This window comes from Wenyingzhuangia gracilariae (genome assembly GCF_056387575.1).
This window is the reverse complement of record NZ_CM150748.1, coordinates 3,323,787-3,347,876: the sequence shown is the minus strand read 5'-3', so window position 1 is coordinate 3,347,876 and position 24,090 is coordinate 3,323,787. Positions and strand designations below refer to the sequence as shown.

General features: G+C 32.1%; 15 protein-coding genes. 2 read left to right on the top strand and 13 right to left on the bottom strand.

The genetic code is table 11. From position 1 onward, the window contains the following. Positions 1-5: 5 nt before the first annotated feature. From ACY2IJ_RS14645 to ACY2IJ_RS14620, 6 genes are all read right to left on the bottom strand, one after another. Positions 6-1,487, bottom strand: coding sequence for a sulfatase family protein (locus ACY2IJ_RS14645; RefSeq protein WP_476725060.1), 1,482 nt, complete (start codon positions 1,485-1,487; stop codon positions 6-8). A 238-nt stretch (positions 1,488-1,725) separates the two neighbouring features. Continuing rightward, a complete protein-coding gene (locus ACY2IJ_RS14640) occupies positions 1,726-3,138 on the bottom strand; it encodes an arylsulfatase (RefSeq protein ID WP_476725059.1) in 1,413 nt (470 codons plus the stop codon). Between the two features lie 4 nt (positions 3,139-3,142). Next, a complete protein-coding gene (locus ACY2IJ_RS14635; protein WP_476725058.1) occupies positions 3,143-4,498 on the bottom strand; it encodes a sulfatase in 1,356 nt (451 codons plus the stop codon). Between the two features lie 215 nt (positions 4,499-4,713). Then, positions 4,714-4,878, bottom strand: a complete 165-nt coding sequence (locus tag ACY2IJ_RS14630; RefSeq protein ID WP_476725057.1) for a hypothetical protein — start codon at positions 4,876-4,878, stop codon at positions 4,714-4,716. A 1-nt stretch (position 4,879) separates the two neighbouring features. Continuing rightward, positions 4,880-6,340 carry a sulfatase family protein gene (locus tag ACY2IJ_RS14625; RefSeq protein WP_476725056.1) on the bottom strand — a complete coding sequence of 487 codons (1,461 nt, stop codon included), beginning with the start codon at positions 6,338-6,340 and terminating at the stop codon, positions 4,880-4,882. A 93-nt stretch (positions 6,341-6,433) separates the two neighbouring features. Beyond that, positions 6,434-8,086 carry an apiosidase-like domain-containing protein gene (locus tag ACY2IJ_RS14620; protein WP_476725055.1) on the bottom strand — a complete coding sequence of 551 codons (1,653 nt, stop codon included), beginning with the start codon at positions 8,084-8,086 and terminating at the stop codon, positions 6,434-6,436. Positions 8,087-8,347: 261 nt separating this feature from the next. Between ACY2IJ_RS14620 and ACY2IJ_RS14615 the strand changes: the two genes are divergently transcribed. Then, on the top strand, positions 8,348-9,895 hold the full coding sequence (locus ACY2IJ_RS14615; RefSeq protein WP_476725054.1) for a tetratricopeptide repeat protein: 1,548 nt from the start codon (positions 8,348-8,350) through the stop codon (positions 9,893-9,895). Between the two features lie 28 nt (positions 9,896-9,923). On the opposite strand, the gene ACY2IJ_RS14610 is transcribed toward ACY2IJ_RS14615, so the two are convergent. Next, entirely contained in the window at positions 9,924-11,498 is a 1,575-nt protein-coding gene (locus ACY2IJ_RS14610; protein WP_476725053.1) for a sulfatase family protein, read from the bottom strand. 151 nt (positions 11,499-11,649) lie between these two features. Between ACY2IJ_RS14610 and ACY2IJ_RS14605 the strand changes: the two genes are divergently transcribed. Next, entirely contained in the window at positions 11,650-12,555 is a 906-nt protein-coding gene (locus ACY2IJ_RS14605) for a 3-keto-disaccharide hydrolase (RefSeq protein ID WP_476725052.1), read from the top strand. 101 nt (positions 12,556-12,656) lie between these two features. On the opposite strand, the gene ACY2IJ_RS14600 is transcribed toward ACY2IJ_RS14605, so the two are convergent. From ACY2IJ_RS14600 to ACY2IJ_RS14575, 6 genes are all read right to left on the bottom strand, one after another. Then, entirely contained in the window at positions 12,657-13,955 is a 1,299-nt protein-coding gene (locus ACY2IJ_RS14600) for a hypothetical protein (protein ID WP_476725051.1), read from the bottom strand. Between the two features lie 246 nt (positions 13,956-14,201). Next, a complete protein-coding gene (locus ACY2IJ_RS14595) occupies positions 14,202-17,243 on the bottom strand; it encodes a glycoside hydrolase family 2 TIM barrel-domain containing protein (protein WP_476725050.1) in 3,042 nt (1,013 codons plus the stop codon). Between the two features lie 11 nt (positions 17,244-17,254). Next, positions 17,255-18,685, bottom strand: coding sequence for an arylsulfatase (locus ACY2IJ_RS14590; protein WP_476725049.1), 1,431 nt, complete (start codon positions 18,683-18,685; stop codon positions 17,255-17,257). 169 nt (positions 18,686-18,854) lie between these two features. After that, positions 18,855-20,366: a sulfatase gene (locus ACY2IJ_RS14585; protein ID WP_476725048.1), complete on the bottom strand. Its 1,512-nt coding sequence runs from the start codon at positions 20,364-20,366 to the stop codon at positions 18,855-18,857. Between the two features lie 2 nt (positions 20,367-20,368). Further along, positions 20,369-21,265 (bottom strand): sialate O-acetylesterase, encoded by an 897-nt coding sequence (locus tag ACY2IJ_RS14580; RefSeq protein WP_476725047.1) that lies wholly within the window; start codon positions 21,263-21,265, stop codon positions 20,369-20,371. Positions 21,266-21,274: 9 nt separating this feature from the next. After that, positions 21,275-23,971: a PQQ-binding-like beta-propeller repeat protein gene (locus ACY2IJ_RS14575; RefSeq protein ID WP_476725046.1), complete on the bottom strand. Its 2,697-nt coding sequence runs from the start codon at positions 23,969-23,971 to the stop codon at positions 21,275-21,277. Positions 23,972-24,090: the final 119 nt, after the last annotated feature.

The window sequence follows — 24,090 nt, the reverse complement described above, 5'->3', positions numbered from 1 at the left end:
ATATCTTACTTTTTAGTTTTATGCGCTTTTTTATATAAAGATGTAATTCTTTTATATCCTATTTCTTCTCCTGCCTGCATTCTTTTATAATCTTCTGGCATTTCTTTTTTAAGCCACTCTACAACTGCTGGCCCTGTCATTTTAATAGGTTCAAAAACCGTACTTACTGGTTTCATTTTTTTATCAAACGACTTGGTTTGTTTGCGTAACTTTTTAAGAATTTTAGCATATTTAGGATTGTTTGCTAAATTGTGTAATTGATACGGATCGTTCTTTAAATCGTACAATTCTTCTTTAGGTTTTGTAGGTTCAAAAAATGGTTTCTGAGCATCGTTTAACTTTCCTTCTTTATACAATTCTCTCATTACATGTACTGCAGGTCTGTAAAATTCTAAATAAGCCTGATGTGCATCGTAAGGAATTTCTGGTTTATCGTTTCTTATATAAGCCCACTTTCCGGAAGTAACGGCTCTTGATTTTTCTTGAATTTCATCCCATAAATCTCTAGCTCCGTACACATATTTTCTATCAAATTTTTTATTAAAAATTGGCTGTCCCGTCATGTATTTAGGAACCTTAACTCCTGCATAATCTACAATAGTAGCTGTAATATCTGTTGAAGAAACTACTTGATTGCTTACTTGTCCTGCTTTTATGTTTTTTGGATAATGAATTAACAACGGAATTCTAAGACCAGGATCTTGCAAATATCCTTTTCCTCTAATATTACAACGTCCGTTATCTCCTATAAAAATAACAACGGTATTCTCTGCCATTCCTTTTTCTTCCAACTCTTTAAAAATCATTCCTACCTCATTATCCATATACTCTATTTGGTCTAAATATTTAGCCCAATCTAATCTAATAGCAGGGTGATCTGCCATGTATGGTGGTAGTGTAAGTGTATTTGGGTTTACCGGATGTGCAGATTTTTCTCTAATCTCATCCCACCAAGGCCCTCTATGTGTAACTTTTAACTGAATTTGAGCAAAAAAAGGTTCGTCTTCTTTTTCAAAAGTATCGTACTTATCAAACAATCCGAATTTGGTTTTACCATCCCATTCTCCTATTGGTTCGTGTTTAAAGTTTACATCTATTTTTCTACCTAAAGTATACACACCATGATGTCCTAAAATAGTTGTATATCCAGCATCTCTTAACAATTTGGTAAACGGTGTAAATTGAGAATCTAAAGGAACGTTTCTATTGCTACGATGGTTGTGTGTATTTGTTTTTACCTGATGGGTACCTATCATCATAGATGATCTACTTGGTGAACAAATAGGGTTGGTTACAAAGGCATTGTTAAATTTAATTCCCTCGGCAGCCATTTTATTTAAATGAGGTGTTTTTACATCTGGCATGCCATAACACTCTAAATCGGTACTCATATCTTCTGCCATAATCCAAATAATGTTTGGTTTTTGTTGTCCAAAGGCAAATGACATTATAAACGATAATACAATCGGTAATGTTTTTTTAATCATTTTATTAAATTTATTTTCATAGAAAAACGTCTTTTCAAAAGAAGACTCATCAATACAAATTAACCTAAAAGGAAAAGCATAGAAGTCTTCTTTAGTTTAATTAATGTATTTCTCCGTTTTTTTCTATTGTTCATTTCCCAATTACCTTAAACCAAATGAACTATAAATGAACATCTTAAAAAAAAGCACCTTTAGACATGCATGTCTAAAGGTGCTTTAATTTGTTTTTATGTAATTGTTATTTTTTAAAGATTCCTCCTGAAAATGGAAAATGAGGATTGACTTTGCTTTCTCTTTTTAAAATGGTATTGGCCTTGGCAACCAATTCTGGATGTGTTTTTGAAAGGTCTGTAGTTTCATACAAATCTTTACTTAAATCATACAATTCTGTATGGTATTTGTCTGCATAACGAACTGCTTTCCAATTTCCCATTCTAACAGCTTGTCTAAATCCTTTAACCGATTTTCCTTCTTGAATTTCCCAATATAAAAAATCGTGTGTTTGCTTTTGTTCTTTTCCTAGCAAAAGTGGCAAAATAGAAATTCCATCAATATTACTAGGTGCTTTTGTTTTTGCTACTTCGGCTAGTGTTGGCATTACATCATAAAATGCAGCTTGAAAATTGGTAGTTGTTCCTTCTTTTATTTTGTTTTTCCAATAAGCAATTAAAGGCACTCTTACCCCTCCTTCATACACGTCTCTTTTAAATCCTTTTAAACTACCAGAACTGTTAAAAAACTTGTAACTATGATGATTTTCATTGGTAGGTCCGTTATCACTAGAAATTAAAATTAAAGTATTTTCTAACTCTCCTCTTTCTTCTAACTTGTTAAACAATCTTTTAATTTGCTCATCTAACATGGTTATTCTAGCTGCATGTCTTCTTTCTATTTCTGGCCATTCTTCTATTTTATCTTTATACAAGTCTGTTTTGCTTAAAAAGAATTCGTGTGCGTGTGGAATTCTGTAAGACATGTATAAAAAGAAAGGTTTTTCATCTGATTTTTTTTCTAAATAATCTAAAGCAAAATTAGTTCTAAACTCATCTAAACACTTGTAATTATTGTAATTGTAAAAAATAGAATCTTGATTGTTGTTTACCCAGTGAACTCTTTCGTCAATTTCTTTTCCGTTTTTATCTTCTCCCCACTGTTCTTGCACGGCATAATCAAAACCTCTTCCTTTTGCCCAAGTAGAGGTATCTTCTGGCACTCCTAAATGCCATTTTCCAATCATGGCTGTTTGGTAACCAGCATCTTGTAATACTTCTCCTATCGTAATTTCATTTTTTTGTAAAGGAACTCTATCCCACTTACCATTTATGGCTCCTTTGTTTCCTCTAATACTTAAATGCCCCGTGTGTTTACCTGTCATTAAAACAGCTCTAGAAGGAGAACAGACAGAGGTTCCTGCATAAAAATCAGTAAACTTCATTCCTTTTTTTGCAACCTCATCTATAAAAGGAGTTTTGATTACTTTTTGACCATAAGAACCTAGTTCTCCATAACCTAAATCATCGGCCAATAAAATAATAATGTTGGGTTTGTCTAACTGTTTTTTTACAACTGTTTTTTTGTTTTCTTGTGGTGTATTACAAGCAAATAAACTTGTTAATAAAGTTAAAGTTATTCCTAATTGTAAACTCTTCATGCGACTATTCTTTTAATTGATGTGGACCAAAAGCAGGCACTGCTCTTTTTTCCCATTTTTTTAAATACTTTTTTAATTTCTTTTCCATTGTTAACCCTGTACCAATCAAATCATGCAATTCACTAGGGTCTGTTTTAACATTGTACATTTGATATTTTCCTGAATGGTATTTGATGATTTTCCAATCTCCACGAATGATAGAGGTATATTGATCTTCGTAACTTCTAAATCCAAACAAGTTTCTGTCTTTAATATTTTCTCCTTTTAATAAAGGCATTAAACTTACTCCTTGAATATTTTTGTTTTTATATTTTTTTCCTGAAGCTATTTCTACAACAGTAGGAAACACATCAATAGACTGCACAGGTACAAAAGATTCTGTATTGGCTTTGGTAATTCCTGGATACTTAATCATAAACGGAACGCGTGCTCCACCTTCTGCTAAAGTATCGCCTCCTTTTTTACCTCCTCTTAAAGGAGCATTGGTATAAGCCCCTCCTTGGTCAGATAACAAAATAATTACGGTATTGTCTTCTATTCCTTTTTCTTTTAAGGCTTTTCTAACTCTTCCTACAGATTCGTCCATAGCTTCTACCATGGCATGATGATCTGCATATTTACCTGTAATTCCTCTGTCTTTGTATTTTTTTAACAAATCTTTTCTACCTACAGAGGGTCCGTGTACTGAATAGTACCAAAACGTTAACATAAAGGGTTGTTTTTTATTATAACCGCTAATAAAATCAACCGCCCCATCCGTTAATACATCTGTTAAATAATCTCCTTTTTCAAAACCTTTCATAAATCCTTTTGGATCTTCTGAAGGTTTAAAAAATGGATAATAATAACTTTTTGGATGTCCTGCATCTGTTACACCAAACTCACTATCAAACCCTTGATCTATAGGGTAACGACCTGTATGACCTAAATGCCATTTTCCTATAAAGTGATTATAGTATCCGTACTCTTTAATTTTTTCTGCATAAGTAGTTTCATTTAATGGCAAATAATTTAAAGAAGGCATTTGCACAGGATCTGTTTTCCACATTCCATATTTTGCTTCTGGATTTTTAGGATCTAATGCAATATGTCTTACCATTTGCAAACGAACGGCTTCTTTACCTGTTAACAAAGACAATCTACTAGGGCTACATGTAGGGGTAGGAATGTAGGCTCTCTGAAAATCTAAACTTTCTTTTTTTAGCCGATCTAAATTTGGGGTTTCAAAAGAACTATTTCTATAACCGATATCTGCCCAACCATAATCATCTACAAACAATAGCACAATGTTAGGTTTTTCTTGTGCATAAGATGTTAATACCACAAATAATGCAAAAGCAAACAACACAAATCTTTTCATTTAATACTCTATTTTATTATTAATACCTATACAAATCTAGAGAATGCTACTCTTTAATATGTCTTTTGACGTTTAGTAATTATATTTTTGAGTACATATTTTACAATTAAAACACTTGGTTGCTAACCTATAGCCTTTATTTACCTTATGGTTTATAAAAAAAGTCCTAATCATTTTTTTATGATTAGGACTTTTTTTTGGGATGATTAAGAGGCTTATTGAATACTACTTTTAGCAAAAAAAAATTGCCTTCCGTTCTGTAAAATTTTGTTTTTTCCTTTTGCTTTGGCTTTAGGTGTTTCTAACGGTAATAACGTTTTTTTTGTGCAAAAAAAAGCACTGTTTATCAACAGTGCTCCTAAAACAAATATTTTTTTCATTTTATTTTTTAATGTTTGAATATTTTTTTCCTCTGATCTTTTCAAACTTACTTAATAGTTTTTTTACAGTTCTAGGATTCGATTTTGCCACATTATTTTCTTCTCCATGATCTTTTTGTACGTTGTATAATTGTACCTCTTCTAAAACCCCCGATTCTACCAACGAATGCCAACTTAATGTTGCTCCTTTATAAGGTGGTATTAAAGCCCAATTTCCTGTTCTATACCATGTTTTACCATTGGCTTCTAACACCAACTCTTTACGTGCTTTGTTACTTTTACCTAATAAAGCAGGTAATATATTTTGACTGTCTGTTTTTTGGGGTTCTACTCCTACTAATTGAGCCATAGAAGCCAATAAATCCATTTGACAAACCAAAGCATCTGATACTTTAGGCTGAATGGTTCCTTTCCAATACACCATAAAAGGTACTCTTGTTCCTCCATCAAACAAACTATATTTTCCTCCTCTTAAAGGTCCTGCTGGTGTGTGATTTCCTAATTTTTGAATTGCATCATCGTAATAACCATCTTGCAACACAGGTCCATTATCGCTAGAAAAAACAATTAATGTGTTTTCTAAAACACCTTCTTTTTCTAATGTGTTTAAAAATTGTCCTACAACCCAGTCTGCTTCTAAAATTACATCTCCTCTTGGTCCCATTCCAGATTTTCCTACAAAACGTGGATGTGGTGTTCTAGGTACATGTGGTTGTTGCATTGCATAGTACAAAAAGAATGGTTCTTTTTTATTATTTTTTACATACTCTTGCGCTTTTTTTAAGAAATGATCTGCCATGTCTGTGTCTGTCCACTTTGCAGCTTCACCTCCTTTCATGTATCCAATACGAGGTATTCCGTTTACAATACTATTATTATGCCCATGATGCCATTTTAAGGTGGTTAACTCCGGATTGTCTTTTCCTGTTGGCTCTCCTGGAAAGTTCTTTTTATAACTAACCTGAATAGGATCTTTAGGGTCTAATCCATCAACTTTTTCATTGTCTATATATACTGTTGGTACACGATCTTGGGTAGCTGCTAGAATGTAAGAATAATCAAACCCCACTTGTCTAGGACCAGGAGTAATTTTTCCATTCCAATCTAAATTTCCATCACCCAAACCTAAGTGCCATTTTCCTACAATACCTGTTTTGTATCCTGCTCTTTGTAACATTTTAGGCAATGTTTCTTGTTGTGTAGAAATAATTAATGGTGCAGAACCTGGTAAAATTCTAGCTTTTTTATTTCTCCATGGATATACCCCTGTTAACAGACCGTAACGACTAGGTGTACATGTTGCTGATGTTGCATAACCATTGGTGAATTTTATTCCTTCATTAGCTAGCACATCTATATTTGGAGTTTTTAGCTCCGTGGCTCCGTATGAACTTAAATCTCCATAACCTAAATCATCTAAATAAATAACAACTATATTGGGTTTAACGGGATCTTTTGCCATAACTACATTTACGACACTTAATAGTAATAATCCTACTAGGAATTTTGTTTTAAACATGGTGTTTACTTTTGTTTTATGATTGTATAATTATTTTTATTTGGCTTTTAAATTTTTAACAATTAGAATTGCATCTGCTTTGTTTTCCCAAGGTCTTGATGCCCAAAACTCTAACGCAATTCCTTTTATTACATATTTTTCTTCTTTAGAAAATTCTCCTGTTAAGGTGTTAAACCATTGCTGAGTAGCATTTTTATAATCAAAATTATCTTTAATTACTTTAGATGCACCTACCCAATTGTTTTCTTTAGGAGCATATATCAAAACAATTCCATCTTTTTTATTGGTTAAATTGTATCCGCTAGAATTGTACTTAGCAATAGGTTTGCAATTTTCAAAGTTTACAGTATCAAATAAAGTTCTCATGTGTTTAAAATACTCAAACTTAGGTTTGATAAAATTGTCTGGTTGTTCAAATGGATTGTGAATTACTGCATTCCAAGAGGCTCCTTGCCAGTAATAGGTTGTATACCCTCCTGCGAACAAACACATGTAATTTCTTCTTAGGCATGCTTCTGCATTGTCATAAGCTCCTGGAAAAACTACATAAGGTGATTCTTCGTATCCGCCATGTTCTATGTTAAAAATGGGTTTGTTAGGAAAATCTGTTCTTGCTTTTAACATATTTTGATACAAGGTATGTTGCCAATTTTGCATAGAAATAAAATCAACTTCATTGGCATGATTTCTACAAAAACCATAATCGTGAACAGAAACCAATCTATGAAACGCATCTAACTCTCTTGTTCTTTTAATTCGTTCGGAAATGTATTCTTTGGTAGCTCTTTGGTAGTGCAACGCTTCTTTAGACACGTCCCAAATAATGTTAGGAAAAGCCTGGTATCTTTTAATTACATAATCGTAATACATGTTGTCTTCTTTTGACCCCATATCTGGCCAATTTACCAATTTATTCCAAACATAAATCATTAAATGACTTACTATTTCTTTATCGTGCATTTGTGAAATTACTTTATCAAAATGCTGGAAAAATGCTATATTTAAAGCACTGTAATCTGGATTTGAATTGGATCCTAAAAACGGAAAAATATCTTCTCTACTTCCATATTCATGTTCTGGATATTTTAACAATTTTTTGTCTTTTGGCCATTTTACATCGTATGAATAAACATTCATAACAATTTGATTGAATTTATTTTTTTCTACCAACGAAAGCAAATGTTTGGTTTTAGCAATTTCTTTCTGACCATAATCCAAAGCAAACAACCAATCGCACTCAAAAGCTAAATTAAAATAATGAGTCCCATCTTGATAAAACAAATGCTGAGGATTTTCTTTGTTTAAAACCACTCCTCCATGTCTGTTTTGTTTGGTGTTATTTATGACAACTATTTTTCCTTTTTTACGATTTAACTCTTTAATCTCTGATTGAATTTCGAATGTTTTTTGACCAACTGTTGCACTAGAGTATCTAAAAATCCATTGTTTATTTCCGTTGTAAAACATTGGAATTTTTTGAACCGTGGTTGCATCTGTTACAATGGCATACACTTGCTTATCAAAAGGATTTTTAACTTCTTTTTTAGTCTTGTAAATTAAATCGTTTACAACCCATTGTTCGGTTTTAATACTTTTATAGCGTGTTGGATTTTGCCAAACTTTAATTTGTGATGATAATACTTGTGTCCAAAAGACAATGATGAATAGAATATTTATTTTGTTTTTCATAAGTAAATCTGGATGATACATTATTGAACCTTTTATTTATTGCTATATTTTAAAAGCTAATATGTAAAAGTCTTTGTTTTTTTTAATCTGTTAAAAAAAACAACTATTCAAATACTATTCAATCTTAATTTTATTCCTCTAAAAAATTAGTTTTTAGAACAGCAATATTATCAATTTACAAAACAAACGAACAATACGTATGTTTTTCTTAATTAGTCATATGTTTCATTTCTCAATTTTTCTATTTAGTACTTTTGGTGTATGACTACTCTACAAAACTCCTATATCGTACTTTTCTTTTTTATACTCTCATGCTTAACAAAGGCACAAAACATAGAAAACCAAGGTCTTTCCGTTAAACACAGAATAAAAAACGAACAAAAACCTGAACAAGCTTTACAGCAGCAAACTAAAAAAACAGATACTTTACAAAGTATAGACACTCTACTAAAACTAAACAACAAACACAGATATAAGGGAGAGTACAATTTAGCTTTTGACAACCTTTGGGATGCTCTTTTATTAACACAAAACAAAAACTATCCTGTAGAGTTACAAGAAATTCACAGAGGTCTTGGAATTTTATACACTATTTACCATAAAGATTCTCTTTCTTTATATCATTTAAACAAAGCTTTAACAATATCTAAAAAGCTACTTAAAGAAAAGAGAATAAAAAAAGGAATTGTTATTTCTTCTTATTTTTCAATAGCAACATTTTGGAGAGAACAAAAAAACTATCAAAAAGCACTAAGCTATTTAGATTCTTGTGTTTATATAAACAACAATTCTAAAGAACTGCCCTATGCCACAACAGATATAGGTTATTGTAATTTACAACTAGGAAATTTAAAAAAAGCCGATTCTCTGTTGCTTAGAGGGAACATGTTTTTAAAAGAAACAAATTCTCCTTACCAAGTAATGAGTCTTACTTTTTTAGGAGATCTTAGAAAAAAACAACTGCGCTATAACGATGCGCTTCTTTTTTATAAAAAGGCAGAAAATTTTCAGAAAAAACAAAAAGTGCATTTAGAAATAAAACCAACGTTATTACATAAAATTGCTGATATCTATAGTTTGCAAAAAGACTACAAAAATGCTGTTTATTATTTAAGTGAATCTCTAAAAAGTTATCAAAGATTATTTGGAACTACTAATAGAAATACGCATCAACTATTTGTTATTAAAAATAAATACGCAGCAGAAATTGCCAAGAATAAACAAATTATAAATGATCAACTTGCTATTATTGAAAACAAAAATCAAAAGTTAAGACTGATTTTATTTTTACTTATAGGGCTTGTGTTAATTTCTATGATTGTTTACATTTTTCTATACCAGAAAAACAAAATCAAGAAAATATCGATTGTTAACAAATTAGATCGAAAAAAAAATCAAGAAATTTTACAAATTAAAAATAAAGAACTTACTGCCCATGCTTTAAAAATGATTGAAAAAGAAGAAACCATTCAGTCTTTATTAGATATTATCAAAAAAAACAGTCCCGAAGAATATAAAAATATTTATAAAAAACATACCAAAGGAAGCAATAAATACTGGAAAGACTTTAACAAAAGCTTTACAGAAGTAAACAGTCATTTTCATGAAACACTTTGCAAAAAACATCCAGATCTTTCGCCTACGGAATTGAAACATTGTTCGCTAATTAAACTGAATTTTAACAGTCACGAAATGGCTAAAGTCTTAAATATTTCTTTGCAAAGTGTACATACATCTAGATATAGAATTAGAAAAAAAATGGGATTGGAATCTAACAAAAGTTTACAAACTTATATAGGTTCTATTTAAGTTTGCAAACTTTGCTGTTTTACTAATTTTACAAATGTCTCTGCAATAATTTATCTACTTGCTCATTAATTTTTTTGTTAGTATCTCCAGATATTTTCATGTAATTTTTTAACTCTTTTGCCAATTTTACAACAACCTCAGAATAGTTTTTATCATCAATGTAATTTTTAATTTCGTCTGGATCAGCTTCAATATCAAACAACCATGGTTTTCCATTTCCCATTACACTTAATTTGTATCTGTTGGTAATGGCTGCATAGTAACCTAATCTAGAAAAGGAAACATCTTTCCAATTTACAGGTGCTTTTCCTTGAATTATAGGACTTAAGTCTCTTCCTGCTACTTTAGGACATTGAATGTTTAACAAACTTAAAAAAGTAGGCATCCAATCTGTATTGTTTGCAGCTAAGTTTACTACTTTATTTCTTGGTATTAACGGATTTTTACCTTTTTTACCATGAGCCATTACAAAAGGAATTTTGGCAGATGCTTCGTGAATAGTTCCTTTATTTACTCGTCCATGCTCTCCCAATAAATCTCCATGATCTGACGAAAACATTACAATCGTATTTTCTAAAATACCTTCGGACTCTAGCTTCTTTAAAATTCTCCCTACGTTTTCATCTACAATTTTTACCATTCCCAAATATTGCTTAATGCTATTTTTAAGCTTTTCCTGATTATTTGTTTTATTGTCTGGACTTTGCCACTTTGGTAACTTTTCTTTATTTTCAAAAGAGTAATGATACGTTTTAGGCAACTCTACTTTCATGTTTTTATACATAGTATCGTATGGAGTTCTTGCAATATCAGGAGTATGAGGATCTGGAATACTTACCACATAAAAGAAAGGTTTGTCTTTATTTTTACCAATAAACTCAACTGCTCTATCACCTAAAAAATCTGTGGTAAATTTTACATTTTTAGATTTTTTATCCTCGTACAATGGCTGACCATATTTGTCTTTCCCAATCAATGTTGGTCTTTTAGATGCGTTGTAAGGATTTCCATTTGCATCCAATCCTTTAAACTTGTCGTGTCCTCCATTAAACATAAATTTTTTATCTAAAAAACCATATGTGTCTTCAGGATGATTGGTTGGGTATGGATTCCACCATTCATCATGGTCTTTATTTCCATCTGCAGATCTACTTTCTGCCAAATGCCATTTTCCTGCATATCCTGTATAATATCCTTGTTTAGACAAAACATCTGCAATAGTTGTTACGTTCGGTTTTAGGTATTTACCGTCTCCTTTTTTGTTAGAGTTGTTAGGAATTCCTAAAGTCATAGGATACATTCCTGTAAACATTGATGCTCTAGATGCTGTACAAACTGCAGCACTGCAATACATTCTATTAAAAAGAACTCCATTTTTTGCCAACGCATCAATATTAGGAGTTTCTATAGCCGCTTCTTTACCCCATTGATAAGCCTGTTCTGGAGCTAATTGATCTCTATAACAACTTAAGGTTCTAAAGTTGTGTTCGTCTGTAATAATCCAAATAACATTTGTTTTTGTGCTTTGTTGTGCAAAACTTTTGAACCCAATTAAGCTTAATAAGGTTAATTGAATAATTCTAAAAACTTTTTTTTTACTCATTGTTTTATATTTCTTATTTCGTTTGATAAAATTATAGAGTCTAATTCTATTTTTTAATTCAATCTGTACATCATTCGTCTTTTAGAATACATTCCACAAACAATTCTCTCAAAAAAACTATCTTTAAACCTTAACTATAAACCAAAAAATTATGCATTTTAAACCTATTTACCTTTTTCTATTTAGTCTTTTTGTTTTACAGTCTTGCACTACTAAAACTAACAAACAAGATTCTGTAGAAAATTGGATTTCCTTATTTAATGGAAAAGATTTATCTGGTTGGACCTCAAAAATATCTGGATTAGAACTGAATGAAAATTACAAAAACACTTTTGTTGTAGAAAACAATATGCTGCGAGTTAAATATGATAATTACGATGATTTTGACAACAAATTCGGTCATTTGTATTATCAAAAACCTTATTCATATTACAAGCTGGCTTTTGATTATAGATTTGTAGGAAAACAAACCAAAGGTGGTAAAAAAGGGAACAATAGAAATAGTGGTATTATGCTACATTCTCAGTCTGCAGAAAGTAATTTAAAAGCACAAAACTTTCCTGTTTCTATTGAATTGCAATTGCTAGGTGGATTGTCTGACAATGAAAAACGCACAACGGCTAATGTTTGTACTCCTGGTACTGCTGTTGTTATGGGAGATACTCTTAATTTTAAACACTGCATTTCTTCTAACTCTAAAACTTATAATGGAGACCAGTGGGTACATGCAGAAGCTATTGTTTTAGGTGGAGAATCTGTTACATTTATTGTAGAAAACGATACTGTATTACAATTTAAAAAACCACAAATTGGTGCTACAAAACCAAACAAACAATACAAAGGAGAGCAATGGAAAAAATGGGGAATGAACCCTGATGATTGGAACAATAAAGATGGAGACATTTTATCGGAAGGATATATTGCTTTACAAGCAGAAAGTCATCCTATAGATTTTAAAAACATTCAACTGTTAGATTTATGTGGTTGTAAAGATCCTAAAGCTAAAAATTACAAATCTTACTATGTTAAAAACGACCTTAGCAAGTGCGAATATTAAAATAAAAAAGCCCTCCTTTTTTGGAGGGCTTTTACCAAATATATAGCAAATAAAATATTATTGAATTAAAATTTCATTTGTATATTTATTTTGTTTTCTAATTATTTCTGTTCACAATTCTCAATAGCATCACTATCATCTACATACTCGTAACCTGCTACAAACCCCTTGGCAATTATTGCTTTTTGATTAAAAACAATAGGATAGTTTGCAGTACTTAAAACTCCTGCAACAGATGGACCATTGAAACTTGTTCCTTCTTGGTCAATGGGAGTTGTGCCAATTTGATCTCTTAGCTCACAAGGCATGTATTTGTAATGTTTGGACTTTAACTGTGCGTTGTTTCCAAAGTCTGCATGTACATTTCTTAACTCAACACTTTCAAAAGTTCCGTTTTTTAATCCTGGAGTTGTATATTTTTTTGACACAAATCCATCACCTATTCTTACAGCAAATCCACTACTTTTAGAATAAATATTTTGCAAATAAACTTTACCACAATGCATTGCATGAGGAGAAATCATAGCTGCTGCATTTCCGTTGGCACAAGAAATTTGATCACCATAAATATCAAACACTCCCCCTATTTGTAGGTTGTTCATTTGTTTTTCTCCAGTTTCCAATCGTAGGGTTACTCCTCCTTCTCCGTCAATATTTTTAAACAATACATTTTGTAACGCTTGTGCTTGTACCAATCCATAGCCGTAGTGAGCTCCTTCGGTAACGGCATTTTTAACAACACCATTTTTAGAAAATTTCCAATCGCCGTTATACTCAGAAATTCCAAAAGTAAAAGATGAAAAAACAGTCAATTTATCTAAAATATAAACTCCAGATATTAAAAAATTTTCGGTGTAACCAAAGCCAAACACACCTACGTTTCTATTGTCTCCAAACCTTAAATCTACCGTAAACTTTTTGTTTTCTGCATCCGAAGTAATACTAACATTTTCTACTTTATCTTGATCTCTGGCAAAGCTAAATATTTTAAAATTTCTATCGTCACCTCTTAACGAAGGTCTTAATACTGCTTTGTGACTTATAACAATATGCACATTGGATTTTAGTTTGATTTCTGCAAAAGAATAATTCCCTTCTGGTATAATAAGTTTTCCTCCTCCTAGTGAATGTATATCATTAATGGCTATTTGAAGTAAATTACTATCATCTGTATCAAAAGAATTATCGACACCGTAATCCTCAACTAGATTTTTGATGACTGAATAAGTTGTAGGAGCTTTATAAAAATCAGATTCTACAAATACTTTTTCGGGTTCATTTGTAGTTATTTGTTCTTGTTGTACCTCTTCCTCTTGTTCTTGTTCAAAAGTTTCAACAGATTTTTTTGAGCATGCTAAAAAAATAGAAGCACTAAAAAGTAAAAGTCCAATAATTCTCATGTTTTTATAGTTTTTATCGATAAACCTAAAATACAAGGACATCAGAAAAAAGATGTCTTATGAAATTTATTATTTGTCTACTAGGGTACATTTTTTTTTAGTCTTTATAAAGATTTCTACCCGTTTTTAATTCCTAACAACTCAAAGTCCACCACCTTAATTAATGCGAAACCAAGCTATTTTATGCACAAAAAAGCTCTCTTATTTTGTATAAGAGAGCTTTTAAAATAATTGATCTTTCTTTTGTTATTGAATTAAAATTTCATCAATACCTACACCTCTAGCATCTACAGTTTCTATTTTAATAGTGTTTGCTCCTCTTAATAAAAAGATTGGAACCTTTACTTTGTTCCAAGATTTAAAGTGATTTCTGGTATTTCTTAAAAACAATTTTTCGTTTACAACCCTTCCATTTACGGTTACTTTTACAAAAGTTCCAAAAGCATCTTTTGCAATTCCACTATAACGTACAAACATAGCTGCTGCACCTGTACCTCCATCATTTTCATAGTACCATTCAACAGAAGCTCCTTTTACATTCTTTAACTTCACAAAACCTTTTCCTTTAAACTTTGCTCCGTTTTTAACCGCTTCTGCTTCATGCAACTTAGCTTCTTCAGCTTGTTCTCCTGCAATTTCTACATCTTCTTCCTTATTCCAAGTAAAACCTTCATTTTTAGCAAAACGCTCTTCTAATATCTGAATAGGTTTTCCATTTAACACTAACAAAGCTTTTACAGTAGTACCTAATTCTACCTCAAAACTAGAAGTATACAATGTTGATGTTCTCGTAGGTTTATCCCCATTTGTAGTATAATAAATCTTTAGATCTGCTTTTTGATTTTTTCCTCTTAGATTGATAATATCTGTATCAATACTTACCTTTTTAGAAGTAATCAATCTTTTTTCTCCTAAAATACAAGCAGCTACTAAAGATATGTCTCCTTTAGAATCTGTAGACTCTATATAAGCACGTGTTAAACCATAAAATGCTTTTCTGTGATTAGGCCCCACATGTTGCTCCACATCCACAGGACTTCCATTGTCTAATGATTTAATTCTACCAGATCCTAACACCTTAAAATAGGTTCTGTTTTCTCCATACGGATAAAACTCTCCCTTAGCATCTTTAGTCGTTACACGAACCTGAACCAAATCTCCTTCTTTATCTTCTAAGTTAGCTCCGTCTACAGACAACTCAATTTGCGTTGGAGTGTTTGCAGTTCTTATTACTTGCTCTGCAACAATTCTCCCATTTTTATAACCTACAGCCTTTAACGTACCTGGTTGCCATTTCACCATCCAATCGCATTGCATTTCATCCCAATTTTTACCTGGAATGTCTTTTCCTAAAGAGGTTCCGTCAAAAAACAATTCTACCTCATCGCAATTAGAATACACCCATACTGGAATTTCTGTTCCTATTTCTACTTTTGGATGTGTCCAATGTGGTAAAATATGTACCATAGGTTTGGTAGTCCACTGACTTTGATATAGGTAAAACAAATCTTTTTCAAAATTAGCCATGTCTATCGCTCCTCCCATAAAAGATTTAAAGGGCCATCCTCCTTGGTATTTTGCTTCTCCAATATAATCGTAACCTGTCCATCTAAAAGAACCTGCATGGTTAGGAATGTCTCGTATTTGTTGAATGTTTCTACGTGAGGTCAATCGAACCATTGCATTGTCGTAACTAGATCTAAAACGTTGTTTTTCGTTAGATCGTTCTGTTGCATCAATCCAATCGTGAGTAAAAACCTCTTTAGGAGTTAAGTCTGGACATTCATAAGGTTTTTGACGTTCACTAGGATATCCATCTCTAAACCAAGTTTGCGTTCTATAAAAACCTCTAATTTGCCATGTATGTGTATTTTCAGTTCCTATAAAAACTTTACCGTCACTTTCTTCTTTTAAATGATCAAAAAAACCTTTTTTCTCACTATGTCCATTTACACCAAAGACATCCATATGTTCGGAACCTGAGTGTCCTGAAGTAACAGGACGTGTAGCATCTAAAGAATGACAAAGTGCTACCAAATCTTTGGCTACTTCACCTCTGGTTTCATTCCCAACACTATAAATAAAAACCGATGGATGATTTCGATCTCTACGAATCCAATCTGTAATATCTTTTTGCCACCATTCCTCAAAACTATGTGCTCCATAATCGTGAGGTGCTTTTCTTACCCATCCGTCAAAAATTTCATCCATTACAATCATTCCCATTTCATCACACAAATCATAAAAAATTGGAGTTTGTGGGTTGTGAGCAGTACGAATGGCATTGACCCCCATATCTTTTAATTGCTGAATCCTAAACCTGACAATTTTATCAGGAACTGCAGCTCCTAAAGCTCCAGCATCTTGATGATTACAAACCCCTTGCAACTTTACATTTTTTCCGTTTAGCCACATACCTGTTTCTGCTTTCCACTCAATATCTCTTACCCCAAAACGCGTTTTTACGACATCTACTACCTTACCTTTTACCACAACTTCGGAAACCAACGTATACAAGTAAGGCTGTTCTGGGCTCCATAACTTTGGATTTTGAATGGAAAATTCATGATTTAACACCTCTACTTCTGATGCTGTTTTTGTTTTAAGCTTATTTTCCGTCAATCGATTTCCATCTGCATCTATAATAGCCGTTCTTAATATTGCTTTTTGCTTTTTAGAAACGTTTTTGGTTTCTATTTCTGTAGTTACCATCACTTTGTTTCCTTTGGTTTTTACAAATACCCCATCTCTTACAATATGTGTTGGATTTTTAACATCCATCCAAACGTGTGAGTAAATTCCGCTACCCGTATACCATCTGGCCGATGGTTGCTTGCTATTGTCTACACGAACTGCAAACGTTATGGTTTCTGAATTTTTAATAATTTCACTTACATCATATGCAAAAGAAATCCATCCGTAAGGTCTTTCTCCCAACTTTACTCCATTTGCCCAAACGGTGCTGTTCATAAAAACCCCTTCAAAAGCAATTTCTACGTGTTTATTTTTCCATTCTTTAGGAACCGTAATTGTTTTACGATACCATCCAAAACCAGCAGGCAAATATCCACACTGATCTCCCATAGGATGTGTTTCTTTATATTCCCCTTCTATACTCCAATCATGAGGTAAATTTAGCTGTCTCCAATTGGCATCTTGATAATTTACTTTTTCTGCTCCAACAACATCTTTTTGAATAAATTTCCAACCTTTATCAAAGTTGATATGTTCTTGGGACATTCCTGAAAATGAAAAAAACAGAATTATAATTAATTTTAAATATTTCATGATCATTGTTTTTAAAATTCAAAAAAGGAACTTTTAGTTCTAGCGTTATTCATAATTGTTTTTATCTCTGCAACAACTTCAGGATGATGTTTAGCTACGTTGATTGTTTCATATTCATCTTTTTCTAAATTGTACAATTCAATTTTAGACTTCTGATTGCTAACCTTGTATATAACACCTTTCCATTTTCCTATACGTACTGCTTTTCTTCCTCCTTTTACATTGTATTCCCAATACATATATTTATGTGTATTCTGTTCATTTTTACCAAGCAGTGTAGGTAAAAAAGAAATACCGTCGCTTTGTTTTGGAGTTTCAACCCCTACTACATCTGCCAACGTAGGCATTACATCCCAAAAAGCAGAAACATGATTTGAAACCGAACCTGCCTTTATAGTGTTAGGCCAATAAGCAATAAATGGAGTTCTAATTCCACCCTCGTACAAGTCTCTTTTAATTCCTCTTAAACCAGCTGTACTATTAAAAAACTTTGGATTGGCACCTCCTGCATTATGAGCTCCATTATCGCTAGTAAACATTACGATGGTATTTTCATCAATTCCCAATTCTTCTAATTTAGAAACTATTTGACCAACATAAGCATCCATTCTTGTTACCATAGAAGCATATACAGCATATGGTGTTTCTTGTGTACAGTATTTATATTCAACAATATTAGGTCCATAGTCCGATGAATAAGGATGGTCTTTATAAGGAACCTCATCAAACTTACCTATGTATTTTTGTAAAATAGAATCTTTAGGAGATATTAATTCTGCGTGAGGTAAAACTATGGGTACGTATGCAAAAAAAGGCTTGTTCTTATTATCTTCTATAAACTTTAATGTTTTTTCTTGAATTTTATCTTGAGCATATACAGCAGTCTGTGTCCAATCATTTCCTTTTAAAGAATCTCTTTCTTGATTGTGATTTAAATAAGGTGGATAATATCTATGAGCTAATTTTTGATCGTTATAACCATAAAACTCATCAAATCCTTGTTTGTTGGGGTCTCCTTCTCCAAAACCCAATCCCCACTTACCAAACATACCTGTTGTATATCCTACTTCTTTTAACATCTCGGCAATGGTAATAGAATTTGCTGGTAAAGGAATTTGACCTCCGTGTATTTTATCTTCCATATTTCCTCTAATGGGTGTGTGACCTGTATGTTGCCCTGTCATTAAAGAAGATCTTGAAGGAGCACACACAGCAGCTCCACTATAATGTTGAGTAAATTTGATTCCGTTTACAGCTAATGCATCAATATTGGGTGTGCTAATTTTTTGCTGACCATACACACCTAAATCACCAATTCCCAAATCATCAGCTAAAATGTAGATGATATTAGGTTTTGTTTGATGCGTTTCTTTTTTTGTTTTGGACGTTTTACAAGCAACCAGCCCTAGCAGGGCTACTGCTATTATATTTATTTTTTTCATTTACTAATTATTAATCTTATACTACTTACGAAGTTCTTAAAAGCCATTGTGTACTATGTATGTGTAAGTTTATACTTTGTCTCTTTAAATCTTATCCATACAACAAGAAACACTACTATGACAAAAACCTAAACTTTCGCTTAGGTTTTTTAATGAATTCTAAATTTACTTATTGCAATTCGCTTAATTTTCTGTGTTGTTTTATGGTTGGGTCCTGATCTGCATCTACATAATTTTTAGGCTTTGGATAATGCTCCTTTTTGGCAGGTGTTCTTTGTTTAGGCACCCATTTTTTCAACTCATTTATTGTGTTTTTATACGATTTGTTATGAGCTAAATTTTCCCATTCTCTTGGGTCTTTATTTACATCATATAATTCTTCGACACCAGATGTATATTGAATGTAATGATAATCTTCTGTTAAAACCGAAGTACCACTGGATGAAATTGTAACTCCAGGATATTCCCATTTTGCTTTTGGATTTTTTAACAATGTAGAAAAATCATGTCCCTCAATATTTTTCTTTTTAGGCAAATCACAAAGGTTTACCAAGGTAGGATACATATCTAACAAACTAACAGGTTTTTCACAATACAACGTTTTGTTCATTCCTGGCAATCGTACCATTAAAGGAGGTTTAACCGCTTCTGCCCACAGCGTATTTTTAAGATATCGCAATTTTTCTCCCAAGTGCCAACCATGGTCTCCCCATATCATAACAATGGTATTGTCTGCGTGTCCGCTTTTTTCCAAAGCATCCATGACCATTCCCAAGCACTTATCTACAAAAGAAATATTAGCTAAATATGCTCTTGTAGCTTGTTTTCCTAAGTTGTGTTTTTTTATCCAGTTGTACTCACCAGAAGGTTTGAATATTTGTTTTCCTTGAGCATTGGTAATATCTTCTAAATCATTTTCTTTTATAATAATGCCATCTATTTTATCAACATCATACATATCAAAAAACTCTTTAGGTACAAACCAAGGTAAATGTGGTTTTATAAAACCTACCGACATAAAGAAAGGCTTATCAAAATCTCTTTGCAATTGTTTGGTTGCCCAATCTGCCACAGCATAATCTACGGTTTCTTCAAAAGTATCTTTGGTAGGTCCCCAACTTAATTTGCTACGTTTGTCTTTAAAATCATTACTTTTTTGACCATTGATTATTCCTGCTTTAGAAGAAGTTAAAAACTTAGGATTTGCTTTATCATTGTTATACCTTCTACCTCTTGCAAACTCATCATAAGCCCATGCTCCAAAATCTGTTAATCCATTTTTAGTACCATGCTTGTGAAATATTTTTCCATTAGACAAAGTATGATATCCGTTTTTTGAAAAGTATTCTGGTAATGTAGCATTTTTCTTTACCACATCTGAATATACCATATCATGTGCGTTACCATAAACACCCGAAGTGCTTGGTAAAAAACCTGATAAAATTGCAGACCTTGAAGGCCCACAAATTGGAGCAGCACAAACAGCATTATTAAACACCATTGCACCTTTTTTAGTAAACTTATCCATGTTAGGAGTTATGGCTTGCTTGTTTCCTTCTAAGGGTTCTATCCAATCGTTAAGATCGTCTATTGCTATAAATAATACGTTGGGTTTGTTTTGAGATAATCCTATAAAATGAACCATTATAAAACAAACAATTAATTTTGTTAACTTCATCATTTTTATTTGTTATTTAATTTAATCAATGCGTTTGCAAAAGCAATTCCCAATTTTTTTTGTCCTTCTGTGTTGTAATGCACATTGTCTTTATGTTTAGGGTAATCTGTCCAAGGCAAACCTTCTTTTGTTTTAATCATTACCGTATTCTTCACCTTTTTATCTACACGTTCCATAGCATTTCTAACACGCTTTGCTCCGTTTTCCACACCATATCTTGAATTAATTTGTCCATATACAAAAGGCATTTCTTTTACCGAAAATTCTTTTCTATATTTTTGAATTAAGGCTTCTAAATTTTGATCATAAGAATCTGCAGCTACATCCAACAAACCATCATTTTCTCCTTGCATCCACACCATTCCTATAATTTCATAATCCTTTCCTTTCTCTTTTAAAATTCTTAGATTTTCTTGAATGCTGTTTATATGAATTTGGCAAAGGTTCCAACTTTGTTTTTTACTTCCTTTTTCTATAAGTTTAGACGTTTCTTGAGACCAATTTGGGTTCCATGCACCATAAAGAGCCGTTCCCCCTTTGGCTTCTTTTATTAACAAAAACTCTTGATTTGGATGTTGCTCTGCCAATGTTAAGCCCACAAATAACTCAGGACCAAAACGCTGCTCAAAATTGTATTTTTCGCTAGGTTTGTTTTTGTAAAAACTTAAAGGTTTTTGAAGTGTGTTTGATTGACTAACCCATACTCTATTTGCTACTTTTTTAATTCTCTCTTTATAGGAGTCCTCTAACTCTTCATAATTTCCACCTCCGGCCATATTAGATTGTCCTGCTAAAAGAACAACCTGTACTTTATTTGGCTTAACGTTTTTATTATTTTTTAGGTTGATCCCCTTACATCCTATTAAAAATGTAAGGGTTATTAATACTACAATTCTGTTCATATTTATTTTTTAATAAGTTAAGTCTATAAATTGCAAAGAACCTGCTAATACTTTTGTTTGTATTTTTCCGTTAGAAATTTTTACTTGTTCTTTTGATAAAATATCCATGGCTGTTTTAGGTTTGTTTCCATGAAATGTAATTTCTACTTCTCTATCTTTTGGTTCAATATATCCTGGATCTACCAATATAACACGAACGTGATTTTTATCGATTCTAACAGCACTCCAAGATGCACCATTGACTACAATTGGTAATTGTGACTTTCCTTTGGCTAAAATATCTTTAAACTCACTCATGTATGTTTTTGCGGCCACTAAATTTCCGTTAGAAATTCCTTTAGAACCATTACTTACACTATAAGGTATTTTACTTTTTTCCAATTCTTTTGCATATTCTATTGGAGCTATTGGTACCATTCCGTTTGGCATTACAGGCATATAATTCAACCATCTATAATCTACCCCTAAAGCAATTTTAGAATAATCGTGAGCCGGAATATCAGTTCCTGCCCAATGCATTTGAGTAACAGAAAACAGGTCTTCGGTATCAGTAGGCTTGTATTGTTTTAAAGAGTGATGACTGTCTATGGAATGAATTAAATGAGCATCTACCTCTTTAATTAAATGCCAAGAACCTATTGACATAATGTTCTCTTTTTTAACAATTGGCAACGCTCCAGACTTCATCAATCCGAATAAAATATTTAATCCTGGTTCTTCTATAAAATTATTATCTGCAACCACACCATGTTTTGCTCCATAAGCAGCCATCATTACTCCTTGTCTTAAATAAGGAGATATCGATTTTTGTCCTCCTGGACTTAAAGGTCTCCAACTTGTTGGATTGTCATCAATCAAACGCATGGCAAAATCATCTACATAACCAGCTACAAACATTCCTACTCTACCCGTAAGGTTAATGTCTTGTGTTCTGTTGCTTGTATCTTCTGATGCAGGAGCTAAAATATCGTTGTATTTATTAGAAAAAAACAATTCTTGCCATAGTGGTAATTTGTTGGTTAATCCCCAAAAAGTATTTTTATATCTAAAATATAATTTGGCTCTATTTTTATTTTTACGAATAGCTTTTGCCAATCTAGGCACATATTCTCTTACAAAATGTTGCACTCTAGGATCATCTACATTGTCCATTTCAGCATATACAAAACCTCTACAAGTTGTAGGTGCTGCTTCTAAAATTTGCTCTAGAGTTTCTATTTGAATGTAAAAAGGATCGTTTCCATGACCAGCCCAAAAGGTAAAATGTTGTCCCTTTTTTTCATATTCTTTGGCCATGTTTACAATAGCTTTTCTAGAGTCTTGGTATTTTCCTCTTTTGTCTTTTTTTAAAGCTGTTTTTCCTATTTTAGCTACCAAAGGAGCTCTATCTGTACCTTCTTTTGGTGCTCTTTGAATGACAAATTCAACTTCATTTCCTTTTAATTTTTGAACCTTACCATCTATTTTTTTACTTGTTACCATAACCCATGATTCATCAGATTTTTTCTGATAACTAGGCATTTTAAAATCTAAAATTTGCTGATATAGCAAGTCTAAATTTTCTTTTACTTGTGCCATGGTTCCTTCTAAACGATGATTGGTAGACAACCAAGAAGATTTTTTAAGATTAAACGCATAAACTCCATTTCCACCATCTACCTCACCTGCAGTAATTAGTTGTTCTGATTGCGGGGCTAACACAAAATCACTGTATACAATTTCATGTTCATTTGCGTATCTAGTTCCTATTTTCTCTATCAATTTACCTGTAAGATCTACTCTATGAATAAACCCACCAAATTGAAATGCTATTTCGTCTTTTATTGGTAGTAAACAAGTTCCTTTGGTATTGGCATATCTCTGAATATCTTTTCTAGTTCCTTTGTATGCTGTAATTACATTAAAATTTGCATCAAGTCCAACAACAACTGGAATCCAATTAACATCTCCAAAAAATAAAATATCAGACAAACCATCTTTGTTCAAATCTGCTATTTCTAAATCTGTAATCATGGCTTTGCTTAAGTCTTTGTTTTTAGATTTTTTATAATCTAAACTTTGGACTGTCTTTTTGGTAGTAGCATCTATAATCCCCATAAAATCCCAACGGAATTTGTCGTGAGAATAAGTCATTACAAACAGGTCTTGTTGTTGTTTGTTTATAAAATTCCCTGCTTCAATTTTACGAACAACTCCTTCTATTTTAGTAGTACCTACCAATTTACCTTGTGCATTTAATTCGTACAAATAAGAGTCATTCCCTCCTGCAAAAATTTGTGTTTTTCCGTTGTTTACAACAGCTACTTCAGAAAAACGAACTTTATGATTTGCTGTAAATTTCCATAACAATTTTCCACTACTCCCCCAACAATAAACAGTTCCATTGGCAGAAGCAGCTAATAAATCGTCATTATGGTCTCCATCAACATCTGCAGTTACAATTTCAAAAATAACTGCTGGTGTTTCAATGTTTGTATTCCATATTTTTTTACCATCCAAAGTATAACAACCTACTCCATCACTTAAACTAGAAACATACAAAACTTCTTTATTGTTTACTGTTCCTACTACTGCATTTCTAACCGTAGTTTCCTTGGTAGAAAAATTTGTTGTTTTTGCAATTGCATAGGCTGCTTTATTACACAATGTTAGTGTAACTATGCAACTCAAAAATCTTAAAGATTTTATTACTTGATTTTTTTTCATACGTTAAATTGATTTATATCTGTATTACTTTAAGACAGCTAATATTCCTTTTTGTTTAACTTTGTTTGTATTCAGACATCCATAAAATGTCTTGTGGTGTATTTTTTTAAGAATTTTAC

Bases quoted from the DNA above. Each gene is read 5' to 3' on its own strand.
- ACY2IJ_RS14645 (WP_476725060.1), bottom strand. From the start codon at position 1,487: ATGATTAAAAAAACATTACCGATTGTATTATCGTTTATAATGTCATTT.
- ACY2IJ_RS14640 (WP_476725059.1), bottom strand. From the start codon at position 3,138: ATGAAGAGTTTACAATTAGGAATAACTTTAACTTTATTAACAAGTTTA.
- ACY2IJ_RS14635 (WP_476725058.1), bottom strand. From the start codon at position 4,498: ATGAAAAGATTTGTGTTGTTTGCTTTTGCATTATTTGTGGTATTAACA.
- ACY2IJ_RS14630 (WP_476725057.1), bottom strand. From the start codon at position 4,878: ATGAAAAAAATATTTGTTTTAGGAGCACTGTTGATAAACAGTGCTTTT.
- ACY2IJ_RS14625 (WP_476725056.1), bottom strand. From the start codon at position 6,340: ATGGCAAAAGATCCCGTTAAACCCAATATAGTTGTTATTTATTTAGAT.
- ACY2IJ_RS14620 (WP_476725055.1), bottom strand. From the start codon at position 8,086: ATGAAAAACAAAATAAATATTCTATTCATCATTGTCTTTTGGACACAA.
- ACY2IJ_RS14615 (WP_476725054.1), top strand. From the start codon at position 8,348: ATGACTACTCTACAAAACTCCTATATCGTACTTTTCTTTTTTATACTC.
- ACY2IJ_RS14610 (WP_476725053.1), bottom strand. From the start codon at position 11,498: ATGAGTAAAAAAAAAGTTTTTAGAATTATTCAATTAACCTTATTAAGC.
- ACY2IJ_RS14605 (WP_476725052.1), top strand. From the start codon at position 11,650: ATGCATTTTAAACCTATTTACCTTTTTCTATTTAGTCTTTTTGTTTTA.
- ACY2IJ_RS14600 (WP_476725051.1), bottom strand. From the start codon at position 13,955: ATGAGAATTATTGGACTTTTACTTTTTAGTGCTTCTATTTTTTTAGCA.
- ACY2IJ_RS14595 (WP_476725050.1), bottom strand. From the start codon at position 17,243: ATGAAATATTTAAAATTAATTATAATTCTGTTTTTTTCATTTTCAGGA.
- ACY2IJ_RS14590 (WP_476725049.1), bottom strand. From the start codon at position 18,685: ATGAAAAAAATAAATATAATAGCAGTAGCCCTGCTAGGGCTGGTTGCT.
- ACY2IJ_RS14585 (WP_476725048.1), bottom strand. From the start codon at position 20,366: ATGATGAAGTTAACAAAATTAATTGTTTGTTTTATAATGGTTCATTTT.
- ACY2IJ_RS14580 (WP_476725047.1), bottom strand. From the start codon at position 21,265: ATGAACAGAATTGTAGTATTAATAACCCTTACATTTTTAATAGGATGT.
- ACY2IJ_RS14575 (WP_476725046.1), bottom strand. From the start codon at position 23,971: ATGAAAAAAAATCAAGTAATAAAATCTTTAAGATTTTTGAGTTGCATA.